This is a genomic window from Luteococcus struthionis, assembly GCF_048595755.1.
In the GTDB taxonomy this organism is placed as follows: Bacteria; Actinomycetota; Actinomycetes; order Propionibacteriales; family Propionibacteriaceae; genus Luteococcus.
Map to the genome: position 1 here is coordinate 1842043 of NZ_CP184360.1, position 25530 is coordinate 1867572.

The following is a 25530-nucleotide window of genomic DNA, read 5'->3' on the forward strand; positions in this document are numbered from 1 at the left end:
GGGGGGCGAGCTCGGGGGTTGAGGCTCGGTGCAGCCGGGGGAGCTGCGGGAGTTCTTGCCTGGTTAAGTTCTAGCGTCCGAAGCCCGACTTGGGCGAGACATTGTCCACATAATCCTTCATCGTGTCGTTCTGCAGGTGCTCGGAGAGCACAGCCATCTGCTCTTCGCTCATGTTCACGATCGACATGCCATGGGGGCCGGTGCCAACCCCGGTCCACGGGGCGGTGTGCATCTTGATGTCGTTGCCGCGCACATTGCGCATGCTGAGCGCGAGCTTCTGCATCTCATTGGTGGTGAAGCCCTCATCCACCACCATGTTGGTGGTGGCGGCATTCAGGAAGCGGGAGAGCTCTTGGGGGTTCGACAGCACCTGCTTGGAGAGGCCCTTGGTGAGCACGGCGCGAATGAACATCATCTGGCGTTGTCCCCGGCCGATGTCGCCCTGGCCCACGGTGTACCGTTCACGAACCCAAGCCAAGCCGTCGGTTCCGTTGAAGGTGCGCGGGCCTTCCGGGGTGGTGACGGTGACACCGCCGATGGCATCGGTCATGTTCTTGAACCCGTCGAAGTCCACCTTGGCCACGTGGTCGATCGGTACGCCGATCAGTGGCTGCAATGTCTGCACCAGCAAGGGGGTTCCGCCGTAGGCGTAGGAGGCGTTGATCTTGTTCTTGCCGCTGCCCGGAATGGTGACGTAGAGGTCGCGTGGTACATGGATCAGGTCGACGCGCTTGCGGTCTCCCGAGACGTGTGCCAGCACGATCACGTCGGAGCGGTTGGCTCCGTCGCTGCCGTTGTCGGTGCCCACCACCAGGAAGTTGAGTGAGTTGCCGGCCTTGGCCGAGCGCTTCGGCTGGGCCAGCGCATTCGACTTGACACCCATCAGGTATTCACCGGGCTGGTCGTCGGAGAGCTTGGGCAGGGCCTTCCCGTTCAACACGAGCAGCGGTCGGTTTCGCTGGTCGACGACCCGCCCTTCCTCGTCGATGTGCAGGGACGCGGCATTGATCGGTTGGCCCTGGTCATCCTCGAGCACGGTCATCTTGGGATCGATCAGATTTCCCTGTCCGTCCTGCGGAACGACCAGGTTCTTCGCCTCGGTGGAGGGCAGCAAGGGCTCGTGCTGCACGTTCTTGCTGATCGTGTTGCTTAGGTGCCAGGCGTAGGCTCCTGCGGCGATGGCGCCCAAGAGGAGGGCAGCAACGAGCAGCCCGACCAGCGCCTTCAGTGTGGAGCTAGTGCCTTGGTGGGGCTTGGATTCTCGGGGTGGGACGACCGACATAGTTCCTAGCTTAGGGCCACGGCCGTGTCGAGGTGGACATCGAAACTCCTTCGAGGGGGAAGCGGGTGTCCGAACAGGATGCTATGTAGAGCGTCCGGGTTGGGTATGGTGAGGGTCTGGTGGAGGCTGTCGCCGCGGGGCAGTTGCGGTCTGCACCGGACCATGTACTGGAATTCGGGGGGAATTCGGCCGGGCTGGGCACGTCTGCAGCTGCGGCTTTGACTGAAAGGAATGTCTCCGATGCTCCCCACGAACCCGTCCCGACGTGCGATGGTCATCCGCGGCGGCATGGCTCTTTGGGACTGCCTTGCGTGGTTCCTGGCGGCCTTCGCCTATCTGGGGGCCCGCTACGACTTTGCCGTCACCGGTCTCCAGTGGACCATGGCCTTCATGTACGCCTGCCTCGCCGCTGCAGCGCAGCTGGTGGTGGGCATGGGTCTCAAGATGTATCGCGGGCGCTACCGGGTTGGCAGTTTTGAAGGAACCATGCTCCTGGGGACCGTGGTGCTGGGAATCGGCCTGTTCCTGGGGCTCGCCTTCGCCTTCTTCACCGACTTCAGCCGGGGTGTGATCGTCACGGCACCCATGGGTGCACTGATCATCATGGCGTGGGGGCACAGCTTCGCTCGCGCCGTCCTGGAGCGTAATGGCGCGCCGCGCACCGTCGAGACCCCACCCGAGCCCGTGCTCATCTACGGTGCAGGCAATGCGGGTGCCCAGCTGGGGCGTCTGATCCACAACGACCCCGACAGCCAGTACGAGATCCGCGGATTCCTGGACGATGCGCCCGAGAAGCGCAACCTGCACCTGCTGGGCACCAGCGTGCGTGGCACCGGCGCCGACATGGTGAAGGTGGCCCGGCAGCAGAACGTGCAGAAGATCATCATCGCGATGGGTGGCGCCAGCGGTGAATACCTCACCGAGCTGGACGCCGTGGCCAAGGCCAACGGGTTGAAGCTGCTGGTGCTCCCGCCCCTCGACCAGCTGGTGGGCGGCCGGGTGGCCCTCAACCAGCTGCACGAGATCAACGTCGTCGACCTGCTGGGACGAAGCCAGATCAAGACCGACCTCACCTCCATTGCCGGCTACCTGCAGGGCAAGGTGGTGCTGGTCACCGGTGCCGGTGGCTCCATCGGGTCTGAGATCGCCCGCCAGGTGCACAAGTTCGGCCCCAAGGAACTGGTCATGCTCGACCGTGACGAGTCGGGCCTGCACAGCACCTCGCTGAGCATCTACAACCAGGGCCTGCTGAACACTCGCAACCTGGTGCTGTGCGACATCCGCGACAGCGAGGCGCTCGACCGCATCTTCGCCGAGCACCGTCCCGACGTGGTCTTCCACGCCGCCGCGCTCAAGCACCTGCCGATGCTCGAGATGTACCCGGCCGAGGGCTGGAAGACCAATGCGCTGGGCACCCTCAACGTGCTGCGCGCCTCGGAAGCCCACGGCGCCGAGCGCGTCATCAACATCTCCACCGACAAGGCCGCCGACGCCACCAGCGTGCTGGGCAAGACCAAGCGGATCGCCGAGGAGCTCACCGCCTTCTACGGCCAGAAGACCGGCGGCACCTACCTCAGCGTTCGCTTCGGCAATGTCCTGGGCTCGCGCGGCTCGATGCTGGAGACCTTCACCCGCCAGATCAAGCAGGGCGGTCCGCTCACCGTCACCCACCCCGACATCACGCGCTACTTCATGACCATTCCAGAGGCCTGCGAGCTGGTCATCCAGGCCGGTGCCATCGGTACGCCGGGCGAGGTCATGGTGCTCGACATGGGCCAGCCGGTGCGCATCTACGACGTGGCCAAGAACCTCATCGAGCGTTCCGGCCAGGACATCGACATCGTCTTCACCGGGCTGCGCCCCAACGAGAAGATGGACGAGGTGCTGTTCAGCAACGACGAGGACGCCCGGCAGACCGAGCATGAGCTGATCAGCAGCGTCAGCGTCCCACCGCTGGACCCCGCCGAGCTCATCAACGTCGACGGCAATGACCCCGACTCGATGGCCACCCTCACCCACCAGAGCGTGGGGGAGCTGCGCAACGGTCGTCCGACGCTGTCGGTGATGAGCAATCGGGAGAGTGCCGTCAGCTGACCATCAACTCGGTCAGCTTGGTCTGCAGCTCGTCCACCGACTTGACCTGCATCGCCTTCTGATTGGTCGCCTTGGCGATCTTCTGCAAGGTGGCGTAGTCGGCGTCGGGTCCCAGGGCCACATAGGTCACCTTGATGGGACGGGCCGGATCGGGCTTGTCGGGCAGGGCCTGCATCATCTGCTCATAGCCCACCGTGCTGGCCGCATCCTCGTCGCGGCCGTCGGTGACCACGATGATCCGATTGACCAGACCGTTCTGGTAGTGCTCGACGTTGTAACGCCAGGCGTGCGTGATCGCCTGGTACAGCGGCGTGCCGCCCGAGACCTGCTGCGGCAACCGCTTCAGTTGCTGCTGGTAGTTCGGGCGGTCCTTGAGCCAACTCTTGGTGTTGTCGCGCTGCAGCGGGATCACCTCGCGGACCTGAGGCGTCATCGCCGCGTCGTTGGTGGCATTGAAGGTGATCAGGCCGTTGGCCATGCCGGGCGGCCAGGCATTCCAGGTGCCGATCGCCAAGCCGACCACGGCTTCGATCCGGCTCGGACCGCCCGGGCCCAGCGGTTCCGCCATGGAGCCCGATGTGTCCAGGACCAGCAGGGCTGAGGTGCGTCGCTGCATTGCGGCCAGTGCGCTGCGGGCCTGCTCCAATTGGTCGGGCACATTGGGCTGCACGGCCGGAGCCCTGTTCGGGAGTCCGAGGGCAACCAGGCGCTTGGCCTGCGGGGCGGTCACGGGTGTGTTCACCCCCTGCTGGGCCAAGACTGCGGCCCCCTCTTCCTCGGTGAGCCACTCGGCGAACCGGGTGAGCGTCTTGTGCTCTGCAGGGTTGGCCATCACCAGCGAGAGACCCGTGTGGCTGTCGAGGAAGGATGCGGCCAGCGGGGTGTCGGTCTGCAGGGCCTTGGTGAGGGTGGTGACCCCGGTGCGGGGGCCGGCGGGGGTGAGGCCGTTCTCGTCGGCTGGATCGGCTGGCAGCTGGCGGATTACATCTGACAATTCGGGGCGTGCCACCAACCGCTGCTCCACTCGCGCCATGTTCAGCTGGTCTGGGGTGGCCTTCACGAGGTCGGTGGGCATCGGCGCCCCGCGGCCTGTCTGGTTGATCAGGCTGGCGAAGGCGGCCGCACCGGCAATGCTCGTCTCGGGATCGGGCAGCACCAGCTTCAGGTGTCCCCACTCCTCGTGCCCGAAATCCGCCCAGCTCTTGTCGAGGGTGATCATCTGGCGCAAGGTTTCGCCCTGGATGCCTCCCGGGACGGCAGAGCCGGCGGAGCGCTGCGTCACGACCACCAGCGGTGAGGTGCCCAGTTGGGTGGTTTGGGCTGTGCGCAGCTCGGGCTCGGCGGCGCCCTGCACGGTCAGCGCGTCCTCGGGGAACCAGCCGTCGTGCTCGCCCAGGCCGTCGCGGGCCACCACCGCAGAGCGTTGCGGTGTGACCGTGATCGGGCGACAACCGGGGGACAGGGACGTACCCCAGGCCTCTCCGGCGGCGGTGATCGTCTCTGCCCAGGCGGGATCCGCGAGCACCTGCGCCTGCTCGGGGCAGCCGCGACGTGCGTCGCCCTGCGGGGAGAGGCGGGGCTGGGAAAGTGCGAAGACGGTCCCCGCGACGGCCAGCGTCGAGATTGCCGCACCCGCAATGAGCAGCGGACCGCGGCGGCTCTCTGCACGGCTTTGCGGCAGTGCCCGCCGTGGTGCTGTCTTGCTCATCGATCTCCCCCGAGATTCTTCTAGGATGATTCTCAGAATAGAGCGTTTGACCTACTCGCCGCTGACCGTGTGGGAGCGGCTTTGGAGAAAGTCTGGTGTTCCAGCTCGAAGGCGACGATTCCTGTGGTGGCAGCCGGGTGCCGAGCATGTCCGATTGGGGCAGCGGCGGGCCAACCAACTAGGCTTGGCCAACGTGGCACTCACCATCGGAATCGTCGGTCTCCCCAATGCGGGCAAGTCAACGCTGTTCAACGCGCTGACCCGCAACAACGTGCTCGCTGCGAACTACCCGTTCGCCACGATCGAGCCCAATGTCGGCGTGGTGGGGGTGCCCGAGCCGCGCTTGGCTGAACTCGCAAAGATTTACGGTTCCAAGGCCCTGCTTCCCGCCACGGTGAGCTTCGTGGACATCGCCGGCATCGTGAAGGGCGCCTCTCAGGGCGAGGGCATGGGAAATGCCTTCCTGGCCAACATTCGTGAGGCTGACGCCATCTGCCAGGTGACCCGCGTCTTCGTCGACGAGGACGTCACCCACGTGGACGGAACCGTCAACCCCGCCAATGACATCGACACTGTCACCACCGAGCTGGTCCTTGCCGATCTGCAGACCATCGAGAAGGCGCTGCCGCGGGTGGAGAAGGAGGCCCGCATCAAGAAGGAGATGCGCCCCAAGCTCGAGGCGATGCAGCAGGCCCAGGAGATCCTCAACTCCGGGCAGACGATCTTTGCCGCCGGGATGGACACCGAGCAGCTGCGCGAGCTGATGCTGCTCACCGCCAAGCCCTTCATCTACGTCTTCAACTGTGACCAGGACGAGCTGGCCGACGAAGACCTCAAGCAGAAGATGCGCGAGGTCGTCGCGCCTGCCGAGGCGATCTTCCTCGACGCCAAGTTCGAGGCCGAACTCACCGAGATGGACGAGGATGAGGCCCGCGAGTTCCTGGAGGAGTCCGGCGTCGACGAGCCCGGCCTGGACGTGCTGGCCCGCGTGGGCTACGACACCCTGGGGCTGCAGAGCTACCTGACCGCAGGCCCCAATGAGGCCCGAGCCTGGACCATCCGCAAGGGCGCCACCGCCCCGGAGGCCGCCGGCGTGATCCACACCGACTTCCAGAAGGGCTTCATCAAGGCCGAGGTCATCAGCTACGAAGACCTGATCTCCCTCGGCTCGGTCAAGGCTGCCCGCGAGGCTGGCAAGGCGCGCCTGGAGGGCAAGGACTACGTCATGCAGGACGGCGACGTGGTGGAGTTCAGATTTAACGTGTAGCGTTATTGACGCATCGCGTCATGCCTGGCACTGTTGAGTGGTGATCAGATCCTTCGGCGACCGCGACACGGAGCTCGTATGGCTGCGTGAGCGGGTGCCGAGGATCGATCCGAGGATCCATAGGACGGCGAACCGAAAGCTGCATCAGTTGGACGCTGCCGTGTCTCTCGCCTCGCTTCGGGTCCCTCCGGGGAATCGCCTCGAAGCGTTGAAGGGTGACCGCAAGGGTCAGCACAGCATTCGGATCAACGATCAGTGGCGGATCTGCTTCGTGTGGACCGAGGCTGGCCCGGAGAACGTGATCATCGAGGACTACCACTGAGGTGCACCATGACTGAGAAGCTCTACGCGCCGATCCATCCTGGTGAGGTCCTGATGGAGGACTTCATCGAAGGCTTCGGCATCACGCAGCACAAGCTCGCCGTGTCGATCGGTGTCCCGCCGCGTCGGATCAACGAGATCGTGCACGGCAAGCGGGCCATCACGGCCGACACCGCACTCCGCCTGGGGCGCTACTTCGGTGTTGAGCCGCAGTTCTGGCTCAACCTGCAGAGTCGATACGAGCTGGAGCTGGCGGAGGAGCGTGTGGCTGATCAGGTGGCGGAGATCAAGCCTTTGCAGGTTGCGTGAACTCTCGTAGACGACTGGCTGTCGGGGCGGGCCTGGTGGTGGCGGGGGCGGCGGGTTTCGAGGTCTTCGCCCGAGTCAGGACTCCGAAACTGTGCAGCCCGTCATCTGGTAGTTCCTGGCTGGTCCGCGAAGCCGAGGAGATTCTTCGACGTTCACACGGGCCTCGAGATCGGGTCAGCATTGCGGTGATCGACAAGGGCGTGGTCCGTGAAGCGCATTTTGGTGCCGATCGGCACACGCAGTACGAGATCGGTTCGATCACCAAGACGATGACGGCTTCGGTCTTTGCTGACATGGTGGCGCGCGGTGACATCGGCCGACGATCCCAGTTGGGGGCCTTCCTTGACCTGGAGGGAAGCGAGGCAGCTGGCATCAAGCTTGAAGAGCTTGCCACGCACACAAGCGGGTTGCCTGGCATGGCAAGGACGTGCCGCAACATCTCTGGTCTTGTGCTCTGGCCCCTGCTCGTGCATGACCCCAGCGCGTCTGTGACTCTCGAGCGTCTGATCGCGGACGCGCGACGGTCGAATGTGGGGCCGAAGGAGTATGCCTACTCCAATCTCGGGTACTCCTTGCTCGGCCAGGCGCTGGCTTGCCAAGCCCGGACGAATTTCCCGCGGTTGCTCGAGGAACGGTTGTTCGCGCCATTGGGTATGGTCGACACCTTCGTCCCATCAGATCCAAAATTGCTTCCAGCCGATGCGTCGCGCGGCTACTCGGTCATGTGGGGGAGGCGGTCTGCGCCTTGGACCTTGGGTGCTGAAGCGCCCAGTGGAAGTGTTCGATCGACTCTCGCTGACATGACCCGATACCTCCAGGCGCTGCTGGACGGCACTGCGCCTGGTGCGAGTGCGATGGAACCGGCCGCTGTCGTCGACGGCGGTCTTCGCATCGGCTACGGCTGGCATATCGACCAGGGCTCACTGGTGTGGCACAACGGCATGACTGGTGGCTTCAGCAGCTGGATGAGTCTTTGCCCCAGCCGTGCGCGGGGCGTGGTCGTGCTCAGCAACACCATGAACTCGGTGGATGACCTGGGGCGGGCTCTGGCTGGCGCGTCCTCGGGTGTATCGGGCATGAGCTAGGGGCACGTGGCCGCATCATGGCTCTTTCCATTGAAACGCGGTCGAGTTCAGGTTCAATGTGTAAAACCGCTGGTCAGACGGAAGTTGCTGGGTTGGGGTGGGGACTCGAGTTCCGGTTCCACATCTGGTTGAGGCTCATCGGATCGACTCTCCATGTGCCGGTGAACCTTCAACGCGGCACGTGTTAACCTAGGGCTACTAGATCCCCCACGCCTCTCCATGGAAGCGCACTTGGGGGATTTTTCTACCCAGAGGAGTGCGGATGGGGCGTCGAGTCCCACGTCAGCGGGGCGTCGGCGTCTACGACAAGTCGCCACTTGGCCACGCTGCTCTCGTGGCGCGCATGCAGGATCGTGGTTTGCTCATCCCCGATGTGGAGCGTGCGGAGCGATACGTCCGCAGCATCGGCTACTACCGGCTGTCGCCCTACATGATCCCGTTCCGGCGTGCAGAGTCGGATGACTTTCGGCCGGATGTGACCTTCGACGACGTCCTGGACATCTATGTCTTCGACCGCAAGCTCCGGCTGCTGGTGCTCGATGCCCTGGAGCGCGTTGAAGTGGCGGTGCGGTCTGCATTGACCGATCACATGTCGCAGGCTCACGGGGCGTTCTGGTACGTGGACCCGACCCATTTCCGGGATTCGCGGAGGCATCGGGAGTTCGTGGCGTCGGTCCGCGAAGACTGTTCTCGCCAGCTGCTCGCCAAGCCCGAGCAGACGGATGGTGCACTGGTTCATCGGTCTGCGTTGGAGCACTACTTGCTGACGTACGGCACGCCCGAGCTCCCACCGTCATGGATTGTCATGGAGCGTCTCACCTTGGGGCAGGTCGAGCACCTGATCGGCAACCTGAAGCGGCGCTCGGATCGGACGGCGATCGCCAAGTCTCTGGGAATCAATGAGCCGCTGCTCGTGTCCTGGATGCGGACCTTCGTGCGTGTCCGGAACATCTGCGCCCACCATGGTCGGCTGTGGAACGCCGTCCTGGGCGTATCCCCGGCGCTGCCTACATCACCGTCGGTGGCGTGGCTGGCTGATCCCACTGTGATTGCAGACAGCGCAGCGCGACGGGCGCGGCTGTACCCCGTCCTGGTGGCGCTCCAGTCCCTGCTGTCGACGCTGTCTCCCGGAAGCAGCTGGGCACGGCGACTGAAGGAGTTGCTCGATGAGCATCCAGACGTTCCGCTCACAGCCATGGGGATGCCGCCGGACTGGTCCGACGACCCTTTCTGGGCGCAGCGCATCGAGTTGAGGCCGTCTAGGCGGCCTGTGTCCGGATAGGGGTCGGATGGCTATCTGGGAATGGCGTCATCGTTGAACGCGTGGACACGTGGTGGAGTTCAGGTTTAACGTCTGACGTTATTGACGCATCGCGTCATGTCTGGCACTGTTGAGTGGTGATCAGATCCTTCGGCGACCGCGACACGGAGCTCGTATGGCTGCGTGAGCGGGTGCCGAGGATCGATCCGAGGATCCATAGGACGGCGAACCGAAAGCTGCATCAGTTGGACGCTGCCGTGTCTCTCGCCTCGCTTCGGGTCCCTTCGGGGAATCGCCTCGAAGCGTTGAAGGGTGACCGCAAGGGTCAGCACAGCATTCGGATCAACGATCAGTGGCGGATCTGCTTCGTGTGGACCGAGGCTGGCCCGGAGAACGTGATCATCGAGGACTACCACTGAGGTGCACCATGACTGAGAAGCTCTACGCGCCGATCCATCCTGGTGAGGTCCTGATGGAGGACTTCATCGAAGGCTTCGGCATCACGCAGCACAAGCTCGCCGTGTCGATCGGTGTCCCGCCGCGTCGGATCAACGAGATCGTGCACGGCAAGCGGGCCATCACGGCCGACACCGCACTCCGCCTGGGGCGCTACTTCGGTGTTGAGCCGCAGTTCTGGCTCAACCTGCAGAGTCGATACGAGCTGGAGCTGGCGGAGGAGCGTGTGGCTGATCAGGTGTCAGAAATCGAGCCGTTGCAACGTGCCGGCTGACATGCAAGGGGTGGTGCGCCTTCGCGGCTACCGCGAGGGTGACGCGGCTGCAACCTTGGAGGTCTTCCAACGGGCGGTACGCCATACGGCCGCGCAGTACTACGACGCGGAGCAGATCGCGGCGTGGGCCCCCGATGTCGTGGACCTTGGTGCGTGGCATGCGCGCCGGGCGCGAGTCTGGACCGTTGTGGCCGAGTTGCAGGGGCGTGTGATCGGCTTCGCTGATCTGGCCGATGGCGGATTGCTGGACATGCTGTTCGTCCATCCTGACGCCGGTGGTCGAGGGGTTGCGCGAGTCCTGGTCGAGGCCGTCTGTGGGCATGCCCGCAGTCGGGGGATTGCGAGGCTAGTGACGCATGCCAGCCGTGCGGCCCGGCCGGTCTTCGATCACCTAGGTTTCGTTCTCGATGCCGAGAACAAGCTCAATCTGGTTCGAGGCGTCCGCGTGCCCAACTTCGACATGCACCTGGATTTGTAACTGCGGAGTCGTTGCGCAGCAAGTGAAGGATGCAGATGGTTCCTCGTGCCGAAACTCGGTGGAGTTCCGCTTCAACGTGTAGCTGCTACCTCGATGGTGACGACGTCGTCATGCATCCGTCGAGGTTGTTCTTGATCGCCGAAGCCTCCTGGGCCATCGGTGCTCGGTCCGAGTTCCGCTTCAACGGGTAGGACCGCTCAAAGCTCCAGCAGTAGTCCCAGCACTTCGCGCACCTCGGCGAGCGTCATGGGTCCCACGTTGCCTCGCTTCGTCGTGAGGCGCGCGACGGACACCGAGCGCACATGCTGGCACTGGGCTGCCGATGGAGCGCTCAGCCGGTTCTCGCCATCCGGTTCGATGTACACCGCGCCCCATTGACAGCTGCCTCAACGCACGCAGGGCCCGATCGACCGTCTGGGCGTCGGGTCCACCGCCTGCTTGTTATCAACTTGTACAAGTTGTAGCATAGATTCATGGCTTCCGTGACCCTGTCCCAGTTCCGTAACCAGCAGAGCGACTACATCGCCGTGGCGCAGCGAGAGCCTGTCGAGATCACTTCGCGCGGAGTTGGTCGCCGTGCCGTGGTTGTGTCCCCCGAGTTCTTCGATCGTGCGCTGCAGGCATTGGAGGATCGGGCTGATGTCCGTGGTGCCGCCGAGGCTCGTAACGAAAAGGGGCGAGTCTCTCACGAGGAGCTCATGCGCGAGCTTGGCCTCTGAATCTGTTCGATGCTGTACACGATCAGCTACGTCCCTTCGGCGGCGAAGACTATTCGGAAGCTCGACAAAGCGACGGCTCGTCGACTGCTTGAGGCCATTGATGGCCTCGCCGTTGACCCATGCCCGCCGGGCTGCATTCAGCTCAAGGGAGGAAGAGGAGAGTTGCGCATCCGCGTCGGTGACTACCGTGTCGTATACGACGTCCAGGATGACGAGCTGGTAGTCCTCGTGCTCCGGGTCGGGCATCGCCGAGAGGTGTATCGATGAGATGGCGTCCGCCGTCCCACGGGATGGAGTTTCCGCTTCGGCGTCCAGTGATTTAGTTCAGTCGTCGTATGCCTTGTCGTGGCGCGGTCAGCTCGACGCGGTAGGGGCTGGTCTGTGCGGCCATCAGTCGCTTCCGGAGATGATCCCGTCGATGCTGAAGCGCTTGCCGGAGTCCTGCTGGTGCGTGAGCGCTGTTGGCGGCGATCGCAGGCCACCTTCTGCACTGGAGCTGGCCGCTGCGAGCGAAGGGTCGGGCTACCACGACCTCGAGGACGCCAGCCAGCAGGATGTTCCCTGGCAGGGCATTTCGTGACGATTGATGCATGACCGCGAACGTCCTGCCCGCCGACCTCCTCCCGTGGTTCCCCGCCATCCGTCGCAGCGACCACAGGCCCGTCGACTCCGTCGAGCGCTCGCCCGAGGCCGTGGCGGCCATGCCACGGTGGCGACGCCGGATCACCCACCCGGCCCTGCTGTGGCTGGTGGCCATGGCGTTGTTCAACGTCGGGCAGATCGTCCTGCTCGTGGCCTTCCTGGCTCTTGGGGAGAATCCCGAGAACGAGGCACGCCTGGGCTGGACGAACTTCATCGCCAACATGATCGGCTACGCCGTCATCGTCGGGCTGGAAGGCCGCCGTCCCGTGGAACTGCTCCGGCGTCCCATGACCTTCCTGGCCGCGGGTCTGGCGATCGGCGTGACCCTCATCACGGTCACGGCTGGCGTCGTCACCCTCCTCGGCGGCATCGAATGGGGGCCGGCCGCCAGCAGCGTCGACTGGGCGCCCATGGTGCTCACCTTGGGCGTCAACGCGGCGATCGGTGAGGAACTGCTTTTCCACGGTGTCCTGTTCCGCTACGTCGAACAGGGCCTGGGGACGATCCCTGCCCTGCTCGTCTCGGCCGGCTTCTTCGGGGCCGTCCACCTGGGCAACCCCAACGCCGCCCCCGGGAGCGCCGTTGCCATCGCCGTCCAGGCCGGACTCCTGCTGGGCACGCTGTACGCACTGACCCGATCGCTCTGGCTCGTCATCGGCGTCCACTTCGCCTGGAATGTCGTGCAGAGCGTCCTGTTCGGCTTCAACGTCTCGGGCGTCGGTGGTCACCACGGTTGGCTCACCCCCACGCCTGTCGGCAACCCTGCGATCAGCGGTGGGGCCTTCGGCCTCGAGGGAAGCGTGGTGGCCGTCGCTGTGGGCCTGCTGGTCTCGGTCGCCGCGGTCGTCCTGGTGGCTCGCCGGGGCGGCCTCGTGCGAGCCGCGTGGACGCGGGGCGGAGGTCGCGGAGCCGCCGCCCCCGCCCGGTAGCGTGATGACAACGACGACGGGAGCAGTCATGAGCCGCACATCCTCCCCGGGTGTTGCTGTCCGGACGGCGCGCCAGCTCGCCTACGTGCTCGTCTCGCTCGTCATCGCAGTCCCGACAGCGGTCGTGGTCCTGGGGCTGGCCACCGTCGGAATCCTGCTGAGCCCCCTCGTCGGGGGCTTCGCGATCATGCAGGGCGCCGGGACGGTGGCCACGGTGGCCGCAGCCGGCGAACGTCGGCTGCAGGCGCGGCTCTTGGGGAGGACGATCGAACCGCCCGCACGGGTTGGCCCACGGGTGTTGTCGGACCGCCAGACCTGGCTGGAGCTCGTGTGGGCCATCCTGCGCGGACTGGTTGCCGTGGTCACCGCTGGCGTGGTGATCGCCTGGCTCGGCCTGGTGCTGGCGCTCCCGATCACGGCGGCCGAGATCGTGCTGCCCTCGCTCTACCCGGGCCACTGGTTCAAGTTCGGGACGTGGGACCCGAGCGCTGGCACGATGCACATCGTCCAAGCCCTGGTGGGCCTCGTGGCGCTGGTCCTGCTGCCCTGGGTGGTTGGCCCGATGTCCCGCGTCCAGTCGGACTTCGGCGCCGCGCTGCTCGGTGAGGACGGAGAACTCGCGCGGCGCGTGGACGAGCTGTCTGCGTCGCGGGCCGCCGGTCGGCAGGCGGAGGCCGATCAGCTGCGACGGCTGGAGCGCGACCTGCATGACGGACCGCAACAACGCCTCGTCCGCCTGCAGCTCGACCTGACGCGCGCCCAGCGCCAGCTCACGACCAATCCCGAGCGGGCCGCCGAAATCCTTGACGACGCTCGCACCCAGGCCGACCAGACCCTGCAGGAGTTGCGGCAGCTGGGGCGTCGGGTGGCGCCACCACTGCTGGCCGAGCGCGGGCTCGGTGCTGCCGCGACGGAGCTGGCCGGGCACTCGACGATTCCCGCCTCCGTGGCGGTCGACGTCCCCCGGCTGCCGGAGCACGTAGAGACGGCCGTCTACTACGTCATGGCCGAGGCGATGGCCAATGCCAACAAACACTCCGGTGCGCAGCGCATCGACGTGGCGGCGCGCATGGTGGACGACGCGGTGGTCGTGCGGGTCCGGGACGACGGCCACGGTGGTGCGGACGCAGCCAAGGGTCACGGCCTGCGCGGGTTGCAGGAGCGTCTGGCAGGCGTGGATGGCAGACTCATCATCGACTCACCGCGTGGTGGGCCGACCCAGGTGGAGGCGGTGGTGCCGTGCGCGTCGTGATCGCGGATGACGCGGTGCTGGTGCGCGAAGGGCTCCGGTTGTTGCTCACCGACGCCGGGCACGAGGTCGTCGCCGTGGGGGACGCGCCTGCCCTGGTACGGGCGGCGCTGGAGCTGCGTCCAGACATCGTCGTCTCGGACATCCGGATGCCTCCCTCGCACAGCGCTGACGGCCTGTCGGCGGCGGTCGAGATCCGCGCCCACTGGCCACAGATGCCGATCGTGATGCTCAGCCAGTACGTCGTCCTCGACTACGCGCGGGAACTCGTCGGCGGTGGCGGCGCGGCTACCGGCTACCTGCTCAAGGACCGGATCAGCGACATCGACGCCTTCCTCGCGGCGCTGGACCAGGTTGCGGCCGGAGGCTTCGTGATCGACCCCGAGCTGCTGCGCCAGATCTTCGCCACACGGGCAGACCACCCGGTGCAGCAGCTCACGCCGCGCGAGCTGGAGGTGCTGGAACTCATGGCCCGCGGCCTGTCGAACAAGGCCATCGCGGACGAGCTGGTGGTCACCGAGGGTGCCGTCGAGAAGCACATCCAGCACATCTTCGCGAAGCTGGGGCTGGTCGCCGACGCCGACACGCACCGACGGGTGTCGGCCGTCTTGGCGCTCTTGGACTCGGGGCTGGCCAGCTGACTGGCCGTGGTGGGGGCCACGATCATGGATTGACACCGCGCGCGTGGCGCGCGGGGGTGGCGAAGACCAGCAGTGCGTCGGCTGTCAGGTCGTGCGGCAGCTCGTCCCAGTCGATCTTCACGATGGCCTCACGCGTGAGGTGGGCCCCCAGCACCCGGGTGCAGTCGTCGATGAGCGGAGTGACGACGCCCTCGTGGAGAATGTCGGCCACATTCCACACCAGGTGGCCGCTCGGGGTGAGGAGCCGGGCGCACTGCTCGGCCACCAGGCCCAGCTCGCGCAGGTAACGGGTGTAGTCACCGCCGGAATCCGCGTAGGCGGTGAGGGGATCGGCCTCGTGGTGCGTCACCGTCATGTACGGCGGCGAGGTCACGATGAGTTTGACCTTGCCGGCCAGCACCTGCGTGACGCTGTGGAGGTCACGCGCGTCGCACGCCGCGACCCAGGCCTGCGGGGTGCGGCGACGCATGTAGTCCACGCGCTCGGGCAGCAGCTCGACGCCGGCAGCACGCCTGCCCAGATGGACCGCTCGTTCCAAGGTGGTGCCGAAGCCGGCGAAGGGGTCGAAGACGATGTCGCCGGGGCTGCTGAGGCGTTCGATGACGTGGTCGACGATGGCGGGAACCATGTGGACGTCCTCGTCGGAGCCGGGAGGTGATCCTTCGAGGAAGGCTCGCAAAGTGGTGGTGAGCGGGGAGTCCAGCCGCCGCGGGGAGCTCATGACGTGCACCTTAGCGGTGGGTGTGACAGGTGGAACCTAGATGATGATCAGCATCAGCGGCACCATCACGATCTTGGTGATCACCGCAAGGGTCACGACGGTGCTGTAACCGTTCATCACGCGCGAGTCGGTCAGGCGCGACGTGGCGAACTGCAAGACGGCGGGCTGGCTCATGATGCCGGCGGCGCCGCCACTGGCGCGCGGGATCGACTGCCCCAGCACGCGCATCAGCGCGAAGAAGGCCAACAGCGTGACGACGGTCACCACGGCGCCGAGCGCCACCGACAGTAGTCCGGTCATGCTCAGGGCGGTGGAGGCGAAGGCCGGCCCCGAAGAGATGCCCACCGCGGCGAGGAAGATCATCAAGCCGAACTGGCGCAGGGTGAAGTTGGCCGACCCGGGCAGCTTCCAGTTGATGTCCAACCGGCTCTTCTGCAGCGCGCCCAGCACCAGGCCGACGATGAGCGGACCGGCCGCCGAGCCCAGCGCGAAGGAGGCCCCGGCGGGCAGCGGGATCACGACGAGCGCGGCCAAGTAACCGAGCGTCAGGCCGCCGGCCAGGGCGACCAGGTCAACCTCGGAGATGCTGCGCCGCGAGTCGCCGAAGTAGGAGGTGACCGCCTCCTGTCGGTTGGCGGGGTGGGCCACCTCCACCACGTCGCCGAGCTCCAGGTAGGTGTCGGCGGTGGCCACCATGCGGGTGTCCAGGCGGCGCACGCGCGTGATGGTGGAGCCCAGACGGTCGTGCAGGTTCAGCTCGCTGATCGGGCGGCCCACCAGCTCGTCGTCGGAGACGGTGAAGCGGCTGACCGCGATGTTGCGGTCCTGGGGCCAGCGGCGGCGCACCCTGGTGCCGACGGCCTTGACCAGCTCGTCCACCACCGAGTGGGCGGCCACGACGGTGACCACGTCACCGGCCTCCAGCGGCCTGTCGGGATCGACGATGGTGGTGCGACCAGCGCGGCGCACCGTCGAGATCTGGATGCGGCCCTGCCCGGCCTCGACGAAGTCATCGACGCTCATGGTGCGCCCCACCCGGATGTCCAGGACGTCGAGCACGGCATCGCCCTCGTCCAGCGAGTCCTTGGGCGCCTTCCACTTGCGGTTCATCAGCAGCGTCAGCACCAGGATCGCCACCACCACGCCGGTGGGGTAGGCCAGCGAGTAGCCCACGGCGGGCAGCTCGGAACCGGTCTGCGTGGGCCAGGGAGAGCGACGGGGTATTGGTGAGGGCGCCGGAGAAGATGCCGACGGTGATCTCGCGACTCACGCCCAGCAGCAGCCCGCCTACGACGGCGGCGGCCGCACCCGCGATGATGGCGCCCATTGCCGAGGCGATCACCCCGAACTGTGACTTGAGCTCCTTGAAGAAGCTCTCCCCGGCCTCCAGCCCCACCAGATAGACGAACAGCCCCAGCCCCAGGCTCTGCAGCGCGGCCAGATCGCCGACGGGCTCGGGGATCAGGGCACCCACGGCCAGCCCGACGAACAAGGTGCCGGCGGCGCCGAAGCGGATGCCCGCGACGGGGATGGCCCCGACGACTGCGCCCAGGGTGATGACCAGGAAGATCAGCAGGAAGGTGTTGTCGGCCAAGAGCTGCAGCACGAGGATCCTCGGGGTAGGGGAAGCAAGGGGCGGTCCATTGATCCATGCCCGGCCGGGTGTCCGCAAGACCCCAAGGGGTGGTCAGTGCGTGGATCAGGGGGCGTGGGTCAGGGGTCGGGGTCAGTACAGCGGAGGCCGCTGGGCGTGCAGAACCTCCGAGTGGGCGGTGCTGAGCAGGTCGCGGATGGCGCGTGGGCCGCCACGGTAGCGGCTGAGCAGCGCGGTGCGGGGCCCCAACAAGCGATCGGTGCCCCGGAGCAGCGATCTGGGCACCCGTGGGCAGTCGGAGACGAACTGTTCGTACCGCTGGGGGGTCAGCTGCAACCCGACGAGGGTGTGGCGCGCGCGCACCAGCCGCACCTGTTCCACGTCGACCCAGCGGTACCTGGTGAGAACCTCGCGCCGTCCCGCGCGGTTGCCGTGCTCCTCGACCGCCTCGCCGGTGATCACCAGGGACATCCGTCGACGTGCCAGGATCCAGCCGGGGATCACCAGAGCCAGCACGGCGAAGAGGATCGGCCCCCAGAAGAACAGGGTCACCGGCAGCACCGGCGTCGAGGAGGTCTCTGCCGAGACGACCAACACCACGGTCAGTGCGATGCCGAAGACCACCACCAGGCCAGCCATCACGAAGCACGCGATCCACTGGCTGCGGATGCCGGGGATCTCCAGGCGCCCCTCGCGCCGCAGGAGCTCGTAGTACTCGCTGGCCCTGGGGTGCATGGGGTCATCCTAGGGTCTGGCCGGTCTCGCCCCACTGCTGACCGGTCAGCTCATCTCACAGCATCTCCAGCGGGGCCGGCCTGGTCGGGGCAGGGAAGGCGGCGTCGAGTTCGGCGAGGTCCTCGTGGGTGAGGACCAGCTCCAGCGCCGCGGCATTCTCCCGCGCCCGCGCCGGGGAGGCGGATTTCGGGATGGCCAGCACGCGGCCGTTCCGGATGGTCCAGGCCAGGGCAACCTGTGCGGCCGTCGCGTCGTGACGCTTCGCGACGGCACCCAAGGCCTCGGCGCCGGGCGCGTCGAAGATCCGGGCCTGCTCCAGCGGGGAATAGGCCATGATCGGCATCCCCGACGCGGCGGCTGCCGGGAAGACGCCCAGCTCCGGACCGCGTCGGGTCAGGTTGTAGAGCACCTGGTTGGTGGCGCAGCCCTCACCGCCGGGTACCTGCCCGAGCTCGCGCAGGTCGTCGGCATCCAGGTTGGAGACACCCCAGGCTCCGATGAGTCCCTCGTCGACGAGGGCCTCGAAGCCGGCGACGGTCTCGGACAAGGGGTGGCGTCCGCGCCAGTGGAGCAGGTAGACGTCGATGTGATCGGTGCGAAGCCGCGCCAAGCTGCGCTCACAGGCGGCGCGCACACCGTGACGCGACGCATTGTGCGGGTAGACCTTGCTGACCAGCACGGCGTCGTCGCGACGCCCGGCCAGCGCGTCGCCCACCACTTCCTCCGCGCCGCCGTCGGCATACATCTCTGCGGTGTCCACCACCACGAGCCCGGCGTCCAGCCCGGCTCGCAGGGCATCGGCCTCCTGCGAGCGAGGGGCGCGACCCTCGCCCATGTTCCAGGTGCCCAGTCCGATCGTTGGTACTTCTCGTCCGGCGAAGTCGACAGTCCTCATGCCTGCCAATCTAGCCAGCCTGTCGCGGGCCGCCGCGGGGCTAGCGGCGTCGGGTCTTGCGGGTGGACGTCCGTGGACGCTTGGGGCGTGACCCCGGCCGTGCCGGCGTGGGCCGTGAACCGGAGCTGGCTCGTTCCTTCTGGGTGCGCGAGCTGTTCGCGGTGCGACCCCGAACCACCCCGATGAACTCGTCCAGCAGCGGATTCTCGTCGTCGACCCGCCAGGCCAGCGCCACCGGGGAAGGATCGGCGTCGACGATCGGGCGGTAAACCAGGTCGCGACGGCTGGCGGCGCGAGCCACCGACATGGGAACCACCAGCACGGCACCGACCAGCACCCGGTCGATGGCGGTGGCGTCCAGCTGTGGCAGTACCGTCTCGTCCTCCAGGTCTGCCAGGGTGACGTCGTCGACCGCCGCGATCGCGTTCTCCTTGGAAACCCAGGCGACCATCTGTTCCTCGTACAGCGGGATCGCGTGCAGGCCCTCGCGTTCGATGGGCAACCGCACGAAGCACATGTCGAGGCTGCCGTCGTGCAGGCCGAGCAGCTGCTCGTCGTCGGCCACCTCGCGGATGACCAACGGATCACGGAAACGCTCTTCCCAGGTGCGCTGCCACTTGGTGGTGGTCACTCCGCGCACGTGTCCGATGCGCAGGCCGACGGGCTGGGCGGGGTTCTGGCTCACCCCTGCAGGCTAGCGCTCGGATACGCTCGCCGACGTGAGCCAAATCCTGAAACCATCGACCGCCGCCCAGAAGCTCGGCATCCTGCTCTCGGCCGCCCCCGAGGACTTCCAACAGGCCTCCTTCACCCGCGAGGACCTCGACGCGCTGCGGGCCGATCCGCCGGCCTGGCTCGTCGAGCTGCGCAAGAACGGCCCCTTCCCGCGTGACGTGGTGGCGCAGAAGCTCGGCGTCTCCAACTCGGGCCTGGCGCGCGGTGGCATCACCGAGCCCCTCGACGCCGAACAGGTGGGGGAGTTGCTGGCCGATCCTCCGGCATGGCTGGAGCACGAACGCTCGGTCCATCGTCAGGTGGTCGCGGAGAACGAACGCCTCAAGCAGGAGCGCTCGCGCGGCAGGAGCTGACCGGATGCCCTCCGCCCAAGACGGAGGCGGGGGCTGACGGTCGCGGAACGGGGTCTTGTCAAAGGACGCCACCCATGCATAGGTTAGGCTTGCCTAATCAGCCAATGGAGGTGTCCATGTCGACAGAGCAGTGCAGCCCGGTCAGTGATGCCATGGTGGCTGCCCGAACCCATTCCACCGTGCACCGGTTGTTGTCGGGTGCCGGGCTGGCCGACGTGGTGGCCTATGACCTGGATCCCGAGCGTGCCTGGCCGCTGCTGTGCCACGGGCTGGACCGGTTGGGGCAGTTCCTGGTGGCCGGTGTGTTCCCGGCCGAACTGCTGGACGGCCAGATCCACCGCGTCCGATTCGACCTGCGCAAGGGCGCCCCGGAGGTCCACGTCCAGCTCACTGCCTGCTCCGCGCATTCCCTGGGCGATCTCAGGGTGATCGACGCGGAGGAGACCGATCGCTACCTGCACAGTGGCGCCGCCACCGCCCAGATGCTCGAGGCCGCCGGCTGGCCCGACGTCCGCCTGGCCGTGCTGGAGCTGGAGGCAGTCCACGTGCACGACTTCGCCGGCATCAATTCGGTCGCCTTCGACCAGGTTGCCCGCCAGCACCACCGGGCCGTCGCCCACCACCAGGGCCACGAGATGGCCTTTCCGCTGCCCGAGGACGAGATCGTGGCGCGCGATGTGTTGGGGGAGGCCGTGGAAGGTGACCTCTCGGCCCTGGCGCGGCAGCCACGAATGCGCTGGGTCTCCACCCGGCACCACGCTGCGCCCATGGTGGATGCCGTTGGCACCCACGTCGTCGACATCGACAAGACCGGAATTTGTGTGATGGAGGTTACAACTCATCGCACACGCATCGGTTTGTGCCCCTTTGATGAGGCAGTCTGGTCCCTGCCGGCGCTGGCCTCCGTATTGGAGCAGTGGCGGCCCCTCGACTCACCTTCGTTCGCCGATAGCGCGTCTGACAACCGAAGGTGACAAAAGCGTGGGCCCCGGGTGCTGCCCGGGGCCCACGTCTTTTTTTGTATTGTTTGTGTTGCTGGTGCTGGGGTCTGCTGCTGGGTGCTTTCAGCGGGCCTGGTAGGAGAGGCAGTTGCCCTTCTCCTCGCCCACCGAGATGCTCTGGGCGGTGCAGGACAGGTTCTGGTTGTGGGTGCATTCCAGGCGCTGGCAGACGGCGACGCGGCCGTCCTCGGCGGAGATCTCGGCGCGGGCGTCGAGTTCGGTGAAGGTGGTGCAGGCGGCTGCCGAGCCGACAGTGATGGCGTAGGCCTGGCACTTGCCGTTGTTGAGGGCGCAGGCAGTGGTGGCGCACGAGTCAATGATGGGGAGAGCGATGGACATGATTCCTCCGAAACAGTGTTTTGTGCGCGTCTGACGAAAAGAACTCTAGAACCGGCAAAATTCCTTGTCCAGCATGGTTAGGCTGACCTGCCGCGGAGGTATTTCGGCAATGATTCGGTTGTGGAATGGCTGGATCTCATCGCTCATTGGGCTTTCTTTCCGGCATTCCTGAGGTGGCCCAGCAATGGGAACAATTGATGTCTGCCATTCGCGGTCTCGTCGCGCACCTCCACCAGCTGCGGGTAGCGCTCCCGGATCGCCTTCTCCAGCCGCAGGTGCAGTGTTACCGAGGCGAGTTCACAGCCGGAGCAGGCGCCGGATGTCTGGACGAAGACGACGTCGCCCCGCACGTGGGTGAGCGTGATCCTGCCGCCATGGGAGGCGACGTGGGCGGCGAAGTCTCCGGTGATGACGTCGTGGGCGATCTCGTGCAGCGCACGATCCTCGTCGACGTCGATCGTCCAGTGATGCCACTGGGGCAGTGACAGGGCCAAGGCATGGCGGACGGCATCCCCGTCGGCCTGCCAGGACCTGCCGTTGGCCAGGTGGAGCTGCACGGCGCAGGGCTCCACCCGGGCCGTCGTGATGGTGCCGTCGCCCAGCAAACGGCCCAGCTCGCCCGGTGCGGCGACGAGTCGCCCACCGGGGAGTTCGGCATCCAGCACACGCCAACGCAGCGCCCGGGGATCATCCCGGACGCCGGTTGGGTGTCCCAGCCGGGCGGCCACGCTCAGCCGGCCAGTTCGACGAGGGTGCGCACCAGCCAGGCGGAGCCCCACGCCAGCACGAACATGTAGCCGAAGGCGATGGCGGGCCACTTCCAGCTGCCCGACTCGCGTCGCAGCACCGCGATCGTCGCGGTGCACTGCAGCGCGAAGGCGAAGAAGACCAGCAGCGCCGCCAGCGTCGCCGGGGTGAACAGCTTCTCCCCGGCATGCGGCCCCTCGGTCCAGGTCATCTTCTCAAGGGCCGCGGCGGGATCCTCCGGGTCGTCGGCGCTGGCGATCTGGCCCAGCGTCGCGACGAAGACCTCGCGGGCGCCCAGGGAGGCGGTCACCCCGACCGTGATGCGCCAGTCGAAGCCGAGCGGTTCGAAGACCGGTTGGATGGCCTTGCCCATGCTGGCGGCATAGGAGTTGTCGAGCTGGTAGGTGGCCACCGCGGCCTCGTCGGTGGTGTCGATGCCGGCCTCCGCCATGCGGTCCTGGCTGGCCACCGGCAGGTTCAGCAGCGCCCACAGCACCAGGGTCAGCACCAGGATGACGCGGCCGATCTTCATCAGGAAGGACTTGACCGGGTTCCACACGCCGCCGATCACGTCACGCAGGTGGGGCCTGCGGTAGCTGGGCATCTCCATGAAGAAGGGGAGGTTGGTGCCGCGCCGGCCCAGCAGTCGCTTGGCCACCCAAGCGGCGATCATGGCCACGACGGCGCCCAGCAGGTACATGGCGAACATCAGCGTGCCCTGCAGGCCGAAGGTGCCCACCTTGGCCTCCTGCGGCACCAGCATCGCGATCAGCATGGTGTAGACGGGGAGCCGGGCCGAGCAGGTCATCAACGGTGCCGAGAGCATCGTGGCCAGCCGATCCTTGGCCGAGGGCAGGGAGCGGGTGGCCATGATGCCCGGGATGGCGCAGGCGACGCTGGACAGCATCGCGACGAAGGCGCGACCCTCGAGCCCGGCCTTGCCCATCACGCGATCCATCAGGAAGGCCACTCGTGACATGTAGCCGGAGGCCTCCAGCAGCGAGATCATCAGGAAGAGCAGCGCGATCTGGGGCAGGAAGACCAGCACACCGCCGACGCCGCCGATCAGGCCGTCGGCCACCAGGCCCTGCAGCCACGGGGTCTCGATGTGGGCCGCGGACAGCTCGGACAGCCAGGCGAAGCCGTCCTCGATCCAGCCCTGGATCGGGGCGGCGACGGTGAAGATCACCTGGAAGAAGGCGTACATGGTGGCGAAGAAGATGAGCGTTCCCCACAGGGGGTGCAGCAGTACCGAGTCGATTCGACGGGTGCGGGCATCGCTGTCGGGGGCTCGGTAGTCGGCCTCGCGCAGGACGGAATCCACCCAGGCCTGGACCAGTGCCGGATCGGTGGGGGCCGCGAGCTCGGGCGTGTCCCACAGTTCGGGTGCGGCCAGGGCGTGCTTCACATCGGTGAGCTGCCTGCGGTCACCGGCGGTGGCGATGACCACCGTGTTGCCCAGGGCGCGCCCCAGGGCGGCGGCATCCAGGTAACCGCCGCGGCGGGCGAGCTCGTCGCAGAAGGACAGCACCACCAGGATCGGCACGCCGGTGTGCTGCGCCTGGGCCAGCAGGCCGAGCGATCGGCGCAGGCTGGTGGCATCGAGCACCACGACCAGGGCGTCGGGGTGGTCGTCACCGGTGACGGCCTCGGTGGTGACCTGCTCGTCGGGGCTGATCGCATCAAGTGAATAGGTGCCGGGCAGGTCTTCCAGCATCATCTGCTGGCCGTCGACGTTCAGCTCGCCGACCATCTTGGAGACGGTGATCCCGGGGTAGTTGGCCACCTTGGCCTTCAGTCCGGTCAGGGCATTGAACAGGGTGGACTTGCCGGCATTGGGGTTGCCCAGCAGGCAGATGCGGCGGGTGGTGGTGTGCTCGGCGGTGAGCGTTGCGCCGGCGTCGTGGCAGGTCATCAGGCTGCTCCGGGGGTGGCCTGGGCGTCCAGCCGCAGGCAGATCAGGCGGGCTTCGCTCATCCGCAGCAACATCTCCGCCCCGGCGATGCGCACCATCAGCGGATCGCCCAGGGGAGCGTGGCGCAGCAGTTCCAGGCGGGCCCCGGGCGTGAAGCCCAGGTCGAACAGGCGGCGGCCAATCACCGCGTCAGGTTCGCAGGCGAATCCGACGATGGTTCCCGCAGTGCCGGGGGCCAGCTCCGACAGCAGGACGGTGCCGTCGCCCTCGACGGCCGTGTTCAGGTGGCGCGTGCCGAGCACTTGGGTCAGGCGCGCGTTGGTGATCGCAACAGGGTTCATGGGGAAAAGGATAGGCTTGCCTAAGTTCACTTCGGGCTGCGGGGTGGAACATTTGGTGGCCCAGTGGGTGGACAGTGGCCGGTGGGGGCACACGTGAAGGTAGCTTCGCGGGACCATCCAGAGCTGACGACGAGGTATGCCGTGGCACACACAGTCCCGCCCCAGACCCCCGCGCCGCCCGCCACCTGGGCCAGGGCCCTGCGCCTGATCGGTCCCGGAATCGTGCTGGCCCTGGCCAGCGTCGGCGCCTCCGACATGGTCACCACCCTGAACTCCGGCGCGCAGTACGGCATGGCCCTGGCCTGGGTCTTCGTCGTCGGACTGGTGCTGAAGTACGCCCTCAACGAGTCCATCGCCCGGCTGCAGCTGTCCGGGGACCGCTCCTTCCTGTCACACCTGACGCAGGTGGGTGGCCGCACCTTCCCGGCCATCCTGCTGGTGGCCGAACTGCTGATCGGCCTCTTCTTCGGTGCCGGGGTGTGCTCCATCTCCACCCTGATCCTGATGGAACTGTTCCCCGGCCTACCCTTCGGCATCACCTTTGCCGCCGTGCTGGCCTCCGCCGTGGTGATGTTGTGGATCGGCCGCTACTCCTTGGTGGAGAAGGTGATGGTGGGCTTCGCCGTGCTCATGTTCTTCGGCATCGTCTACCTGGCCCTCACCTCTGCCGGCTCGGGGGCCAGCGCCGCGCAGGCCCGCCAGACCCTCCTGCCCATCCTGCCCACCAACTCACTGGTCACGGTGCTGTCGCTGATCGGTGGCGTGGGTGGTGCCACCGGGATCATGGCCTACACCTACTTCGTGCGAGAGAAGCGCTGGAGCGGCAGCGAATGGCGCACCATGGTCCGCACCGACCTGGCCGTCAGCTACCTGATGATCGGGATCTTCGCCGTCGCCATGACGGCAGTGGGGGCCTTCTGGCTACTGGGCGGCAAGCACAAGATCACCTCCAATGACGCCGTCTTCGAGGTGGGCGAGATCCTGGCCGGACAGATCGGAACCGTCGGCCATGTGCTCTTCCTGCTGTCCTTCTTCGCGGTCACCTACTCCTCGGTGCTGGGCGGTTTCCAGGGCATCGCCTATGTCACCGGCGACTGCCTGCGCGTGGTGCGCCGCTACCCGCACCAGGACGAGCCCGGCCACGACATGTCGGCCAAGGCACCGGAATTCCGGGCCGCGCTGGTCTGGCTCGCCCTGTGCTCGGTGCTGATCCTCCAGACGGGCAAGCCCGTCACCCTGGTGCTGATCTATGCCGCGATCAGCTCCCTGGTGCTGCCCATCCTCTCGGTGGCGCTGCTCATCATCATGAACCGAGCCTCCACGCCGCCGGACCTGCGCAACGGGCGGCTGTCCAATGCCCTGCTGGTGGCCTGTCTGGCGCTGTTCGGCTTCCTGTGCCTGCTGCAGTTGCAGGAGACCATCACCGGCCTGCTGTGAAC

Annotated in this window: 31 protein-coding genes; 18 read left to right on the forward strand and 13 right to left on the reverse strand. The window is 66.7% G+C overall.

Features of this window, described 5'->3' with window-relative positions; all coding sequences use genetic code 11:
• Nucleotides 1–70: 70 nt before the first annotated feature.
• Nucleotides 71–1129, reverse strand: a complete 1059-nt coding sequence (locus tag ACOAMO_RS08395; protein ID WP_420174355.1) for an LCP family protein — start codon at nt 1127–1129, stop codon at nt 71–73.
• Between the two features lie 393 nt (nt 1130–1522).
• Here ACOAMO_RS08395 and ACOAMO_RS08400 point away from each other — a divergent pair, with 393 nt between their 5' ends.
• Nucleotides 1523–3376 carry an SDR family NAD(P)-dependent oxidoreductase gene (locus tag ACOAMO_RS08400; protein WP_420174356.1) on the forward strand — a complete coding sequence of 618 codons (1854 nt, stop codon included), beginning with the start codon at nt 1523–1525 and terminating at the stop codon, nt 3374–3376.
• On the opposite strand, the gene ACOAMO_RS08405 is transcribed toward ACOAMO_RS08400, so the two are convergent.
• The gene (locus tag ACOAMO_RS08405; RefSeq protein ID WP_420174357.1) at nt 3369–5084 is read right to left on the reverse strand and encodes a VWA domain-containing protein; all 1716 of its coding nucleotides are present in this window, start codon (nt 5082–5084) and stop codon (nt 3369–3371) included. The two genes, ACOAMO_RS08400 and ACOAMO_RS08405, sit on opposite strands and share 8 nt — an antisense overlap.
• Before the next feature lie 193 nt (nt 5085–5277).
• On the opposite strand from ACOAMO_RS08405, the gene ychF reads away from it, so the two are divergent.
• The 8 genes from ychF (at nt 5278) to ACOAMO_RS08445 (ending at nt 10535) form a co-directional block, all read left to right on the forward strand.
• Nucleotides 5278–6351 (forward strand): redox-regulated ATPase YchF, encoded by a 1074-nt coding sequence (gene ychF / locus ACOAMO_RS08410; protein ID WP_420174358.1) that lies wholly within the window; start codon nt 5278–5280, stop codon nt 6349–6351.
• Between the two features lie 40 nt (nt 6352–6391).
• A complete protein-coding gene (locus ACOAMO_RS08415; RefSeq protein WP_420174359.1) occupies nt 6392–6673 on the forward strand; it encodes a type II toxin-antitoxin system RelE/ParE family toxin in 282 nt (93 codons plus the stop codon).
• Nucleotides 6674–6681: 8 nt separating this feature from the next.
• A complete protein-coding gene (locus tag ACOAMO_RS08420; protein WP_420174360.1) occupies nt 6682–6981 on the forward strand; it encodes a HigA family addiction module antitoxin in 300 nt (99 codons plus the stop codon).
• 185 nt (nt 6982–7166) lie between these two features.
• Complete coding sequence (locus ACOAMO_RS08425; RefSeq protein WP_420174361.1) at nt 7167–8066, forward strand: serine hydrolase domain-containing protein; 900 nt, start codon at nt 7167–7169, stop codon at nt 8064–8066.
• Nucleotides 8067–8409: 343 nt separating this feature from the next.
• The gene (locus ACOAMO_RS08430; protein ID WP_420176994.1) at nt 8410–9348 is read left to right on the forward strand and encodes an Abi family protein; all 939 of its coding nucleotides are present in this window, start codon (nt 8410–8412) and stop codon (nt 9346–9348) included.
• A 116-nt stretch (nt 9349–9464) separates the two neighbouring features.
• Entirely contained in the window at nt 9465–9746 is a 282-nt protein-coding gene (locus tag ACOAMO_RS08435; RefSeq protein ID WP_420174362.1) for a type II toxin-antitoxin system RelE/ParE family toxin, read from the forward strand.
• Between the two features lie 8 nt (nt 9747–9754).
• Nucleotides 9755–10057 carry a HigA family addiction module antitoxin gene (locus ACOAMO_RS08440; RefSeq protein ID WP_420174363.1) on the forward strand — a complete coding sequence of 101 codons (303 nt, stop codon included), beginning with the start codon at nt 9755–9757 and terminating at the stop codon, nt 10055–10057.
• Nucleotides 10047–10535 (forward strand): GNAT family N-acetyltransferase, encoded by a 489-nt coding sequence (locus tag ACOAMO_RS08445; protein WP_420174364.1) that lies wholly within the window; start codon nt 10047–10049, stop codon nt 10533–10535. Before ACOAMO_RS08440 ends, ACOAMO_RS08445 begins: the two co-directional genes overlap by 11 nt.
• Before the next feature lie 197 nt (nt 10536–10732).
• Here the strand turns inward: ACOAMO_RS08445 and ACOAMO_RS08450 are convergent, their stop codons facing one another.
• Complete coding sequence (locus tag ACOAMO_RS08450) at nt 10733–10900, reverse strand: type II toxin-antitoxin system PemK/MazF family toxin (protein ID WP_420174365.1); 168 nt, start codon at nt 10898–10900, stop codon at nt 10733–10735.
• Nucleotides 10901–11008: 108 nt separating this feature from the next.
• On the opposite strand from ACOAMO_RS08450, the gene ACOAMO_RS08455 reads away from it, so the two are divergent.
• From ACOAMO_RS08455 to ACOAMO_RS08480, 6 genes are all read left to right on the forward strand, one after another.
• On the forward strand, nt 11009–11254 hold the full coding sequence (locus ACOAMO_RS08455) for a type II toxin-antitoxin system prevent-host-death family antitoxin (protein ID WP_420174366.1): 246 nt from the start codon (nt 11009–11011) through the stop codon (nt 11252–11254).
• Nucleotides 11255–11263: 9 nt separating this feature from the next.
• Nucleotides 11264–11521: a type II toxin-antitoxin system RelE family toxin gene (locus ACOAMO_RS08460; protein ID WP_420174367.1), complete on the forward strand. Its 258-nt coding sequence runs from the start codon at nt 11264–11266 to the stop codon at nt 11519–11521.
• 151 nt (nt 11522–11672) lie between these two features.
• Nucleotides 11673–11834 (forward strand): hypothetical protein, encoded by a 162-nt coding sequence (locus ACOAMO_RS08465; protein ID WP_420174368.1) that lies wholly within the window; start codon nt 11673–11675, stop codon nt 11832–11834.
• Nucleotides 11835–11844: 10 nt separating this feature from the next.
• Entirely contained in the window at nt 11845–12825 is a 981-nt protein-coding gene (locus ACOAMO_RS08470; protein ID WP_420174369.1) for a CPBP family intramembrane glutamic endopeptidase, read from the forward strand.
• Nucleotides 12826–12853: 28 nt separating this feature from the next.
• The gene (locus ACOAMO_RS08475; RefSeq protein ID WP_420174370.1) at nt 12854–14077 is read left to right on the forward strand and encodes a sensor histidine kinase; all 1224 of its coding nucleotides are present in this window, start codon (nt 12854–12856) and stop codon (nt 14075–14077) included.
• The gene (locus ACOAMO_RS08480) at nt 14065–14715 is read left to right on the forward strand and encodes a response regulator (protein ID WP_420174371.1); all 651 of its coding nucleotides are present in this window, start codon (nt 14065–14067) and stop codon (nt 14713–14715) included. The genes ACOAMO_RS08475 and ACOAMO_RS08480 overlap by 13 nt, the downstream gene beginning before the upstream one ends.
• Before the next feature lie 22 nt (nt 14716–14737).
• Here ACOAMO_RS08480 and ACOAMO_RS08485 read toward each other — a convergent pair whose 3' ends face one another.
• The 6 genes from ACOAMO_RS08485 to ACOAMO_RS08510 all read right to left on the reverse strand — a co-directional run bounded on the left by ACOAMO_RS08485 (nt 14738) and on the right by ACOAMO_RS08510 (nt 19345).
• Nucleotides 14738–15436, reverse strand: coding sequence for a DNA methyltransferase (locus ACOAMO_RS08485; RefSeq protein ID WP_420174372.1), 699 nt, complete (start codon nt 15434–15436; stop codon nt 14738–14740).
• Between the two features lie 36 nt (nt 15437–15472).
• Complete coding sequence (locus ACOAMO_RS08490; protein ID WP_420176995.1) at nt 15473–16546, reverse strand: TrkA C-terminal domain-containing protein; 1074 nt, start codon at nt 16544–16546, stop codon at nt 15473–15475.
• On the reverse strand, nt 16446–17042 hold the full coding sequence (locus ACOAMO_RS08495) for a hypothetical protein (protein WP_420174373.1): 597 nt from the start codon (nt 17040–17042) through the stop codon (nt 16446–16448). The genes ACOAMO_RS08490 and ACOAMO_RS08495 overlap by 101 nt, the downstream gene beginning before the upstream one ends.
• 120 nt (nt 17043–17162) lie before the next feature.
• A complete protein-coding gene (locus ACOAMO_RS08500; RefSeq protein ID WP_420174374.1) occupies nt 17163–17765 on the reverse strand; it encodes a hypothetical protein in 603 nt (200 codons plus the stop codon).
• Between the two features lie 55 nt (nt 17766–17820).
• Nucleotides 17821–18660: an aldo/keto reductase gene (locus tag ACOAMO_RS08505; protein ID WP_420174375.1), complete on the reverse strand. Its 840-nt coding sequence runs from the start codon at nt 18658–18660 to the stop codon at nt 17821–17823.
• A 40-nt stretch (nt 18661–18700) separates the two neighbouring features.
• The gene (locus ACOAMO_RS08510; RefSeq protein WP_420174376.1) at nt 18701–19345 is read right to left on the reverse strand and encodes a LysR substrate-binding domain-containing protein; all 645 of its coding nucleotides are present in this window, start codon (nt 19343–19345) and stop codon (nt 18701–18703) included.
• Between the two features lie 34 nt (nt 19346–19379).
• Here ACOAMO_RS08510 and ACOAMO_RS08515 point away from each other — a divergent pair, with 34 nt between their 5' ends.
• The gene (locus ACOAMO_RS08515; RefSeq protein WP_420174377.1) at nt 19380–19748 is read left to right on the forward strand and encodes a DUF5997 family protein; all 369 of its coding nucleotides are present in this window, start codon (nt 19380–19382) and stop codon (nt 19746–19748) included.
• A 116-nt stretch (nt 19749–19864) separates the two neighbouring features.
• Nucleotides 19865–20722 (forward strand): hypothetical protein, encoded by an 858-nt coding sequence (locus tag ACOAMO_RS08520; RefSeq protein WP_420174378.1) that lies wholly within the window; start codon nt 19865–19867, stop codon nt 20720–20722.
• A 90-nt stretch (nt 20723–20812) separates the two neighbouring features.
• On the opposite strand, the gene ACOAMO_RS08525 is transcribed toward ACOAMO_RS08520, so the two are convergent.
• The 4 genes from ACOAMO_RS08525 to ACOAMO_RS08540 all read right to left on the reverse strand — a co-directional run bounded on the left by ACOAMO_RS08525 (nt 20813) and on the right by ACOAMO_RS08540 (nt 24091).
• A complete protein-coding gene (locus ACOAMO_RS08525; protein ID WP_420174379.1) occupies nt 20813–21088 on the reverse strand; it encodes a DUF1540 domain-containing protein in 276 nt (91 codons plus the stop codon).
• 143 nt (nt 21089–21231) lie between these two features.
• Entirely contained in the window at nt 21232–21816 is a 585-nt protein-coding gene (locus tag ACOAMO_RS08530; RefSeq protein ID WP_420174380.1) for a NifU family protein, read from the reverse strand.
• A 2-nt stretch (nt 21817–21818) separates the two neighbouring features.
• Nucleotides 21819–23750 carry a ferrous iron transporter B gene (feoB, locus tag ACOAMO_RS08535; protein ID WP_420174381.1) on the reverse strand — a complete coding sequence of 644 codons (1932 nt, stop codon included), beginning with the start codon at nt 23748–23750 and terminating at the stop codon, nt 21819–21821.
• Nucleotides 23750–24091, reverse strand: a complete 342-nt coding sequence (locus ACOAMO_RS08540) for a FeoA family protein (protein ID WP_420174382.1) — start codon at nt 24089–24091, stop codon at nt 23750–23752. Before ACOAMO_RS08540 ends, feoB begins: the two co-directional genes overlap by 1 nt.
• Nucleotides 24092–24232: 141 nt before the next feature.
• Between ACOAMO_RS08540 and ACOAMO_RS08545 the strand changes: the two genes are divergently transcribed.
• Complete coding sequence (locus ACOAMO_RS08545; RefSeq protein ID WP_420174383.1) at nt 24233–25528, forward strand: Nramp family divalent metal transporter; 1296 nt, start codon at nt 24233–24235, stop codon at nt 25526–25528.
• Nucleotides 25529–25530: the final 2 nt, after the last annotated feature.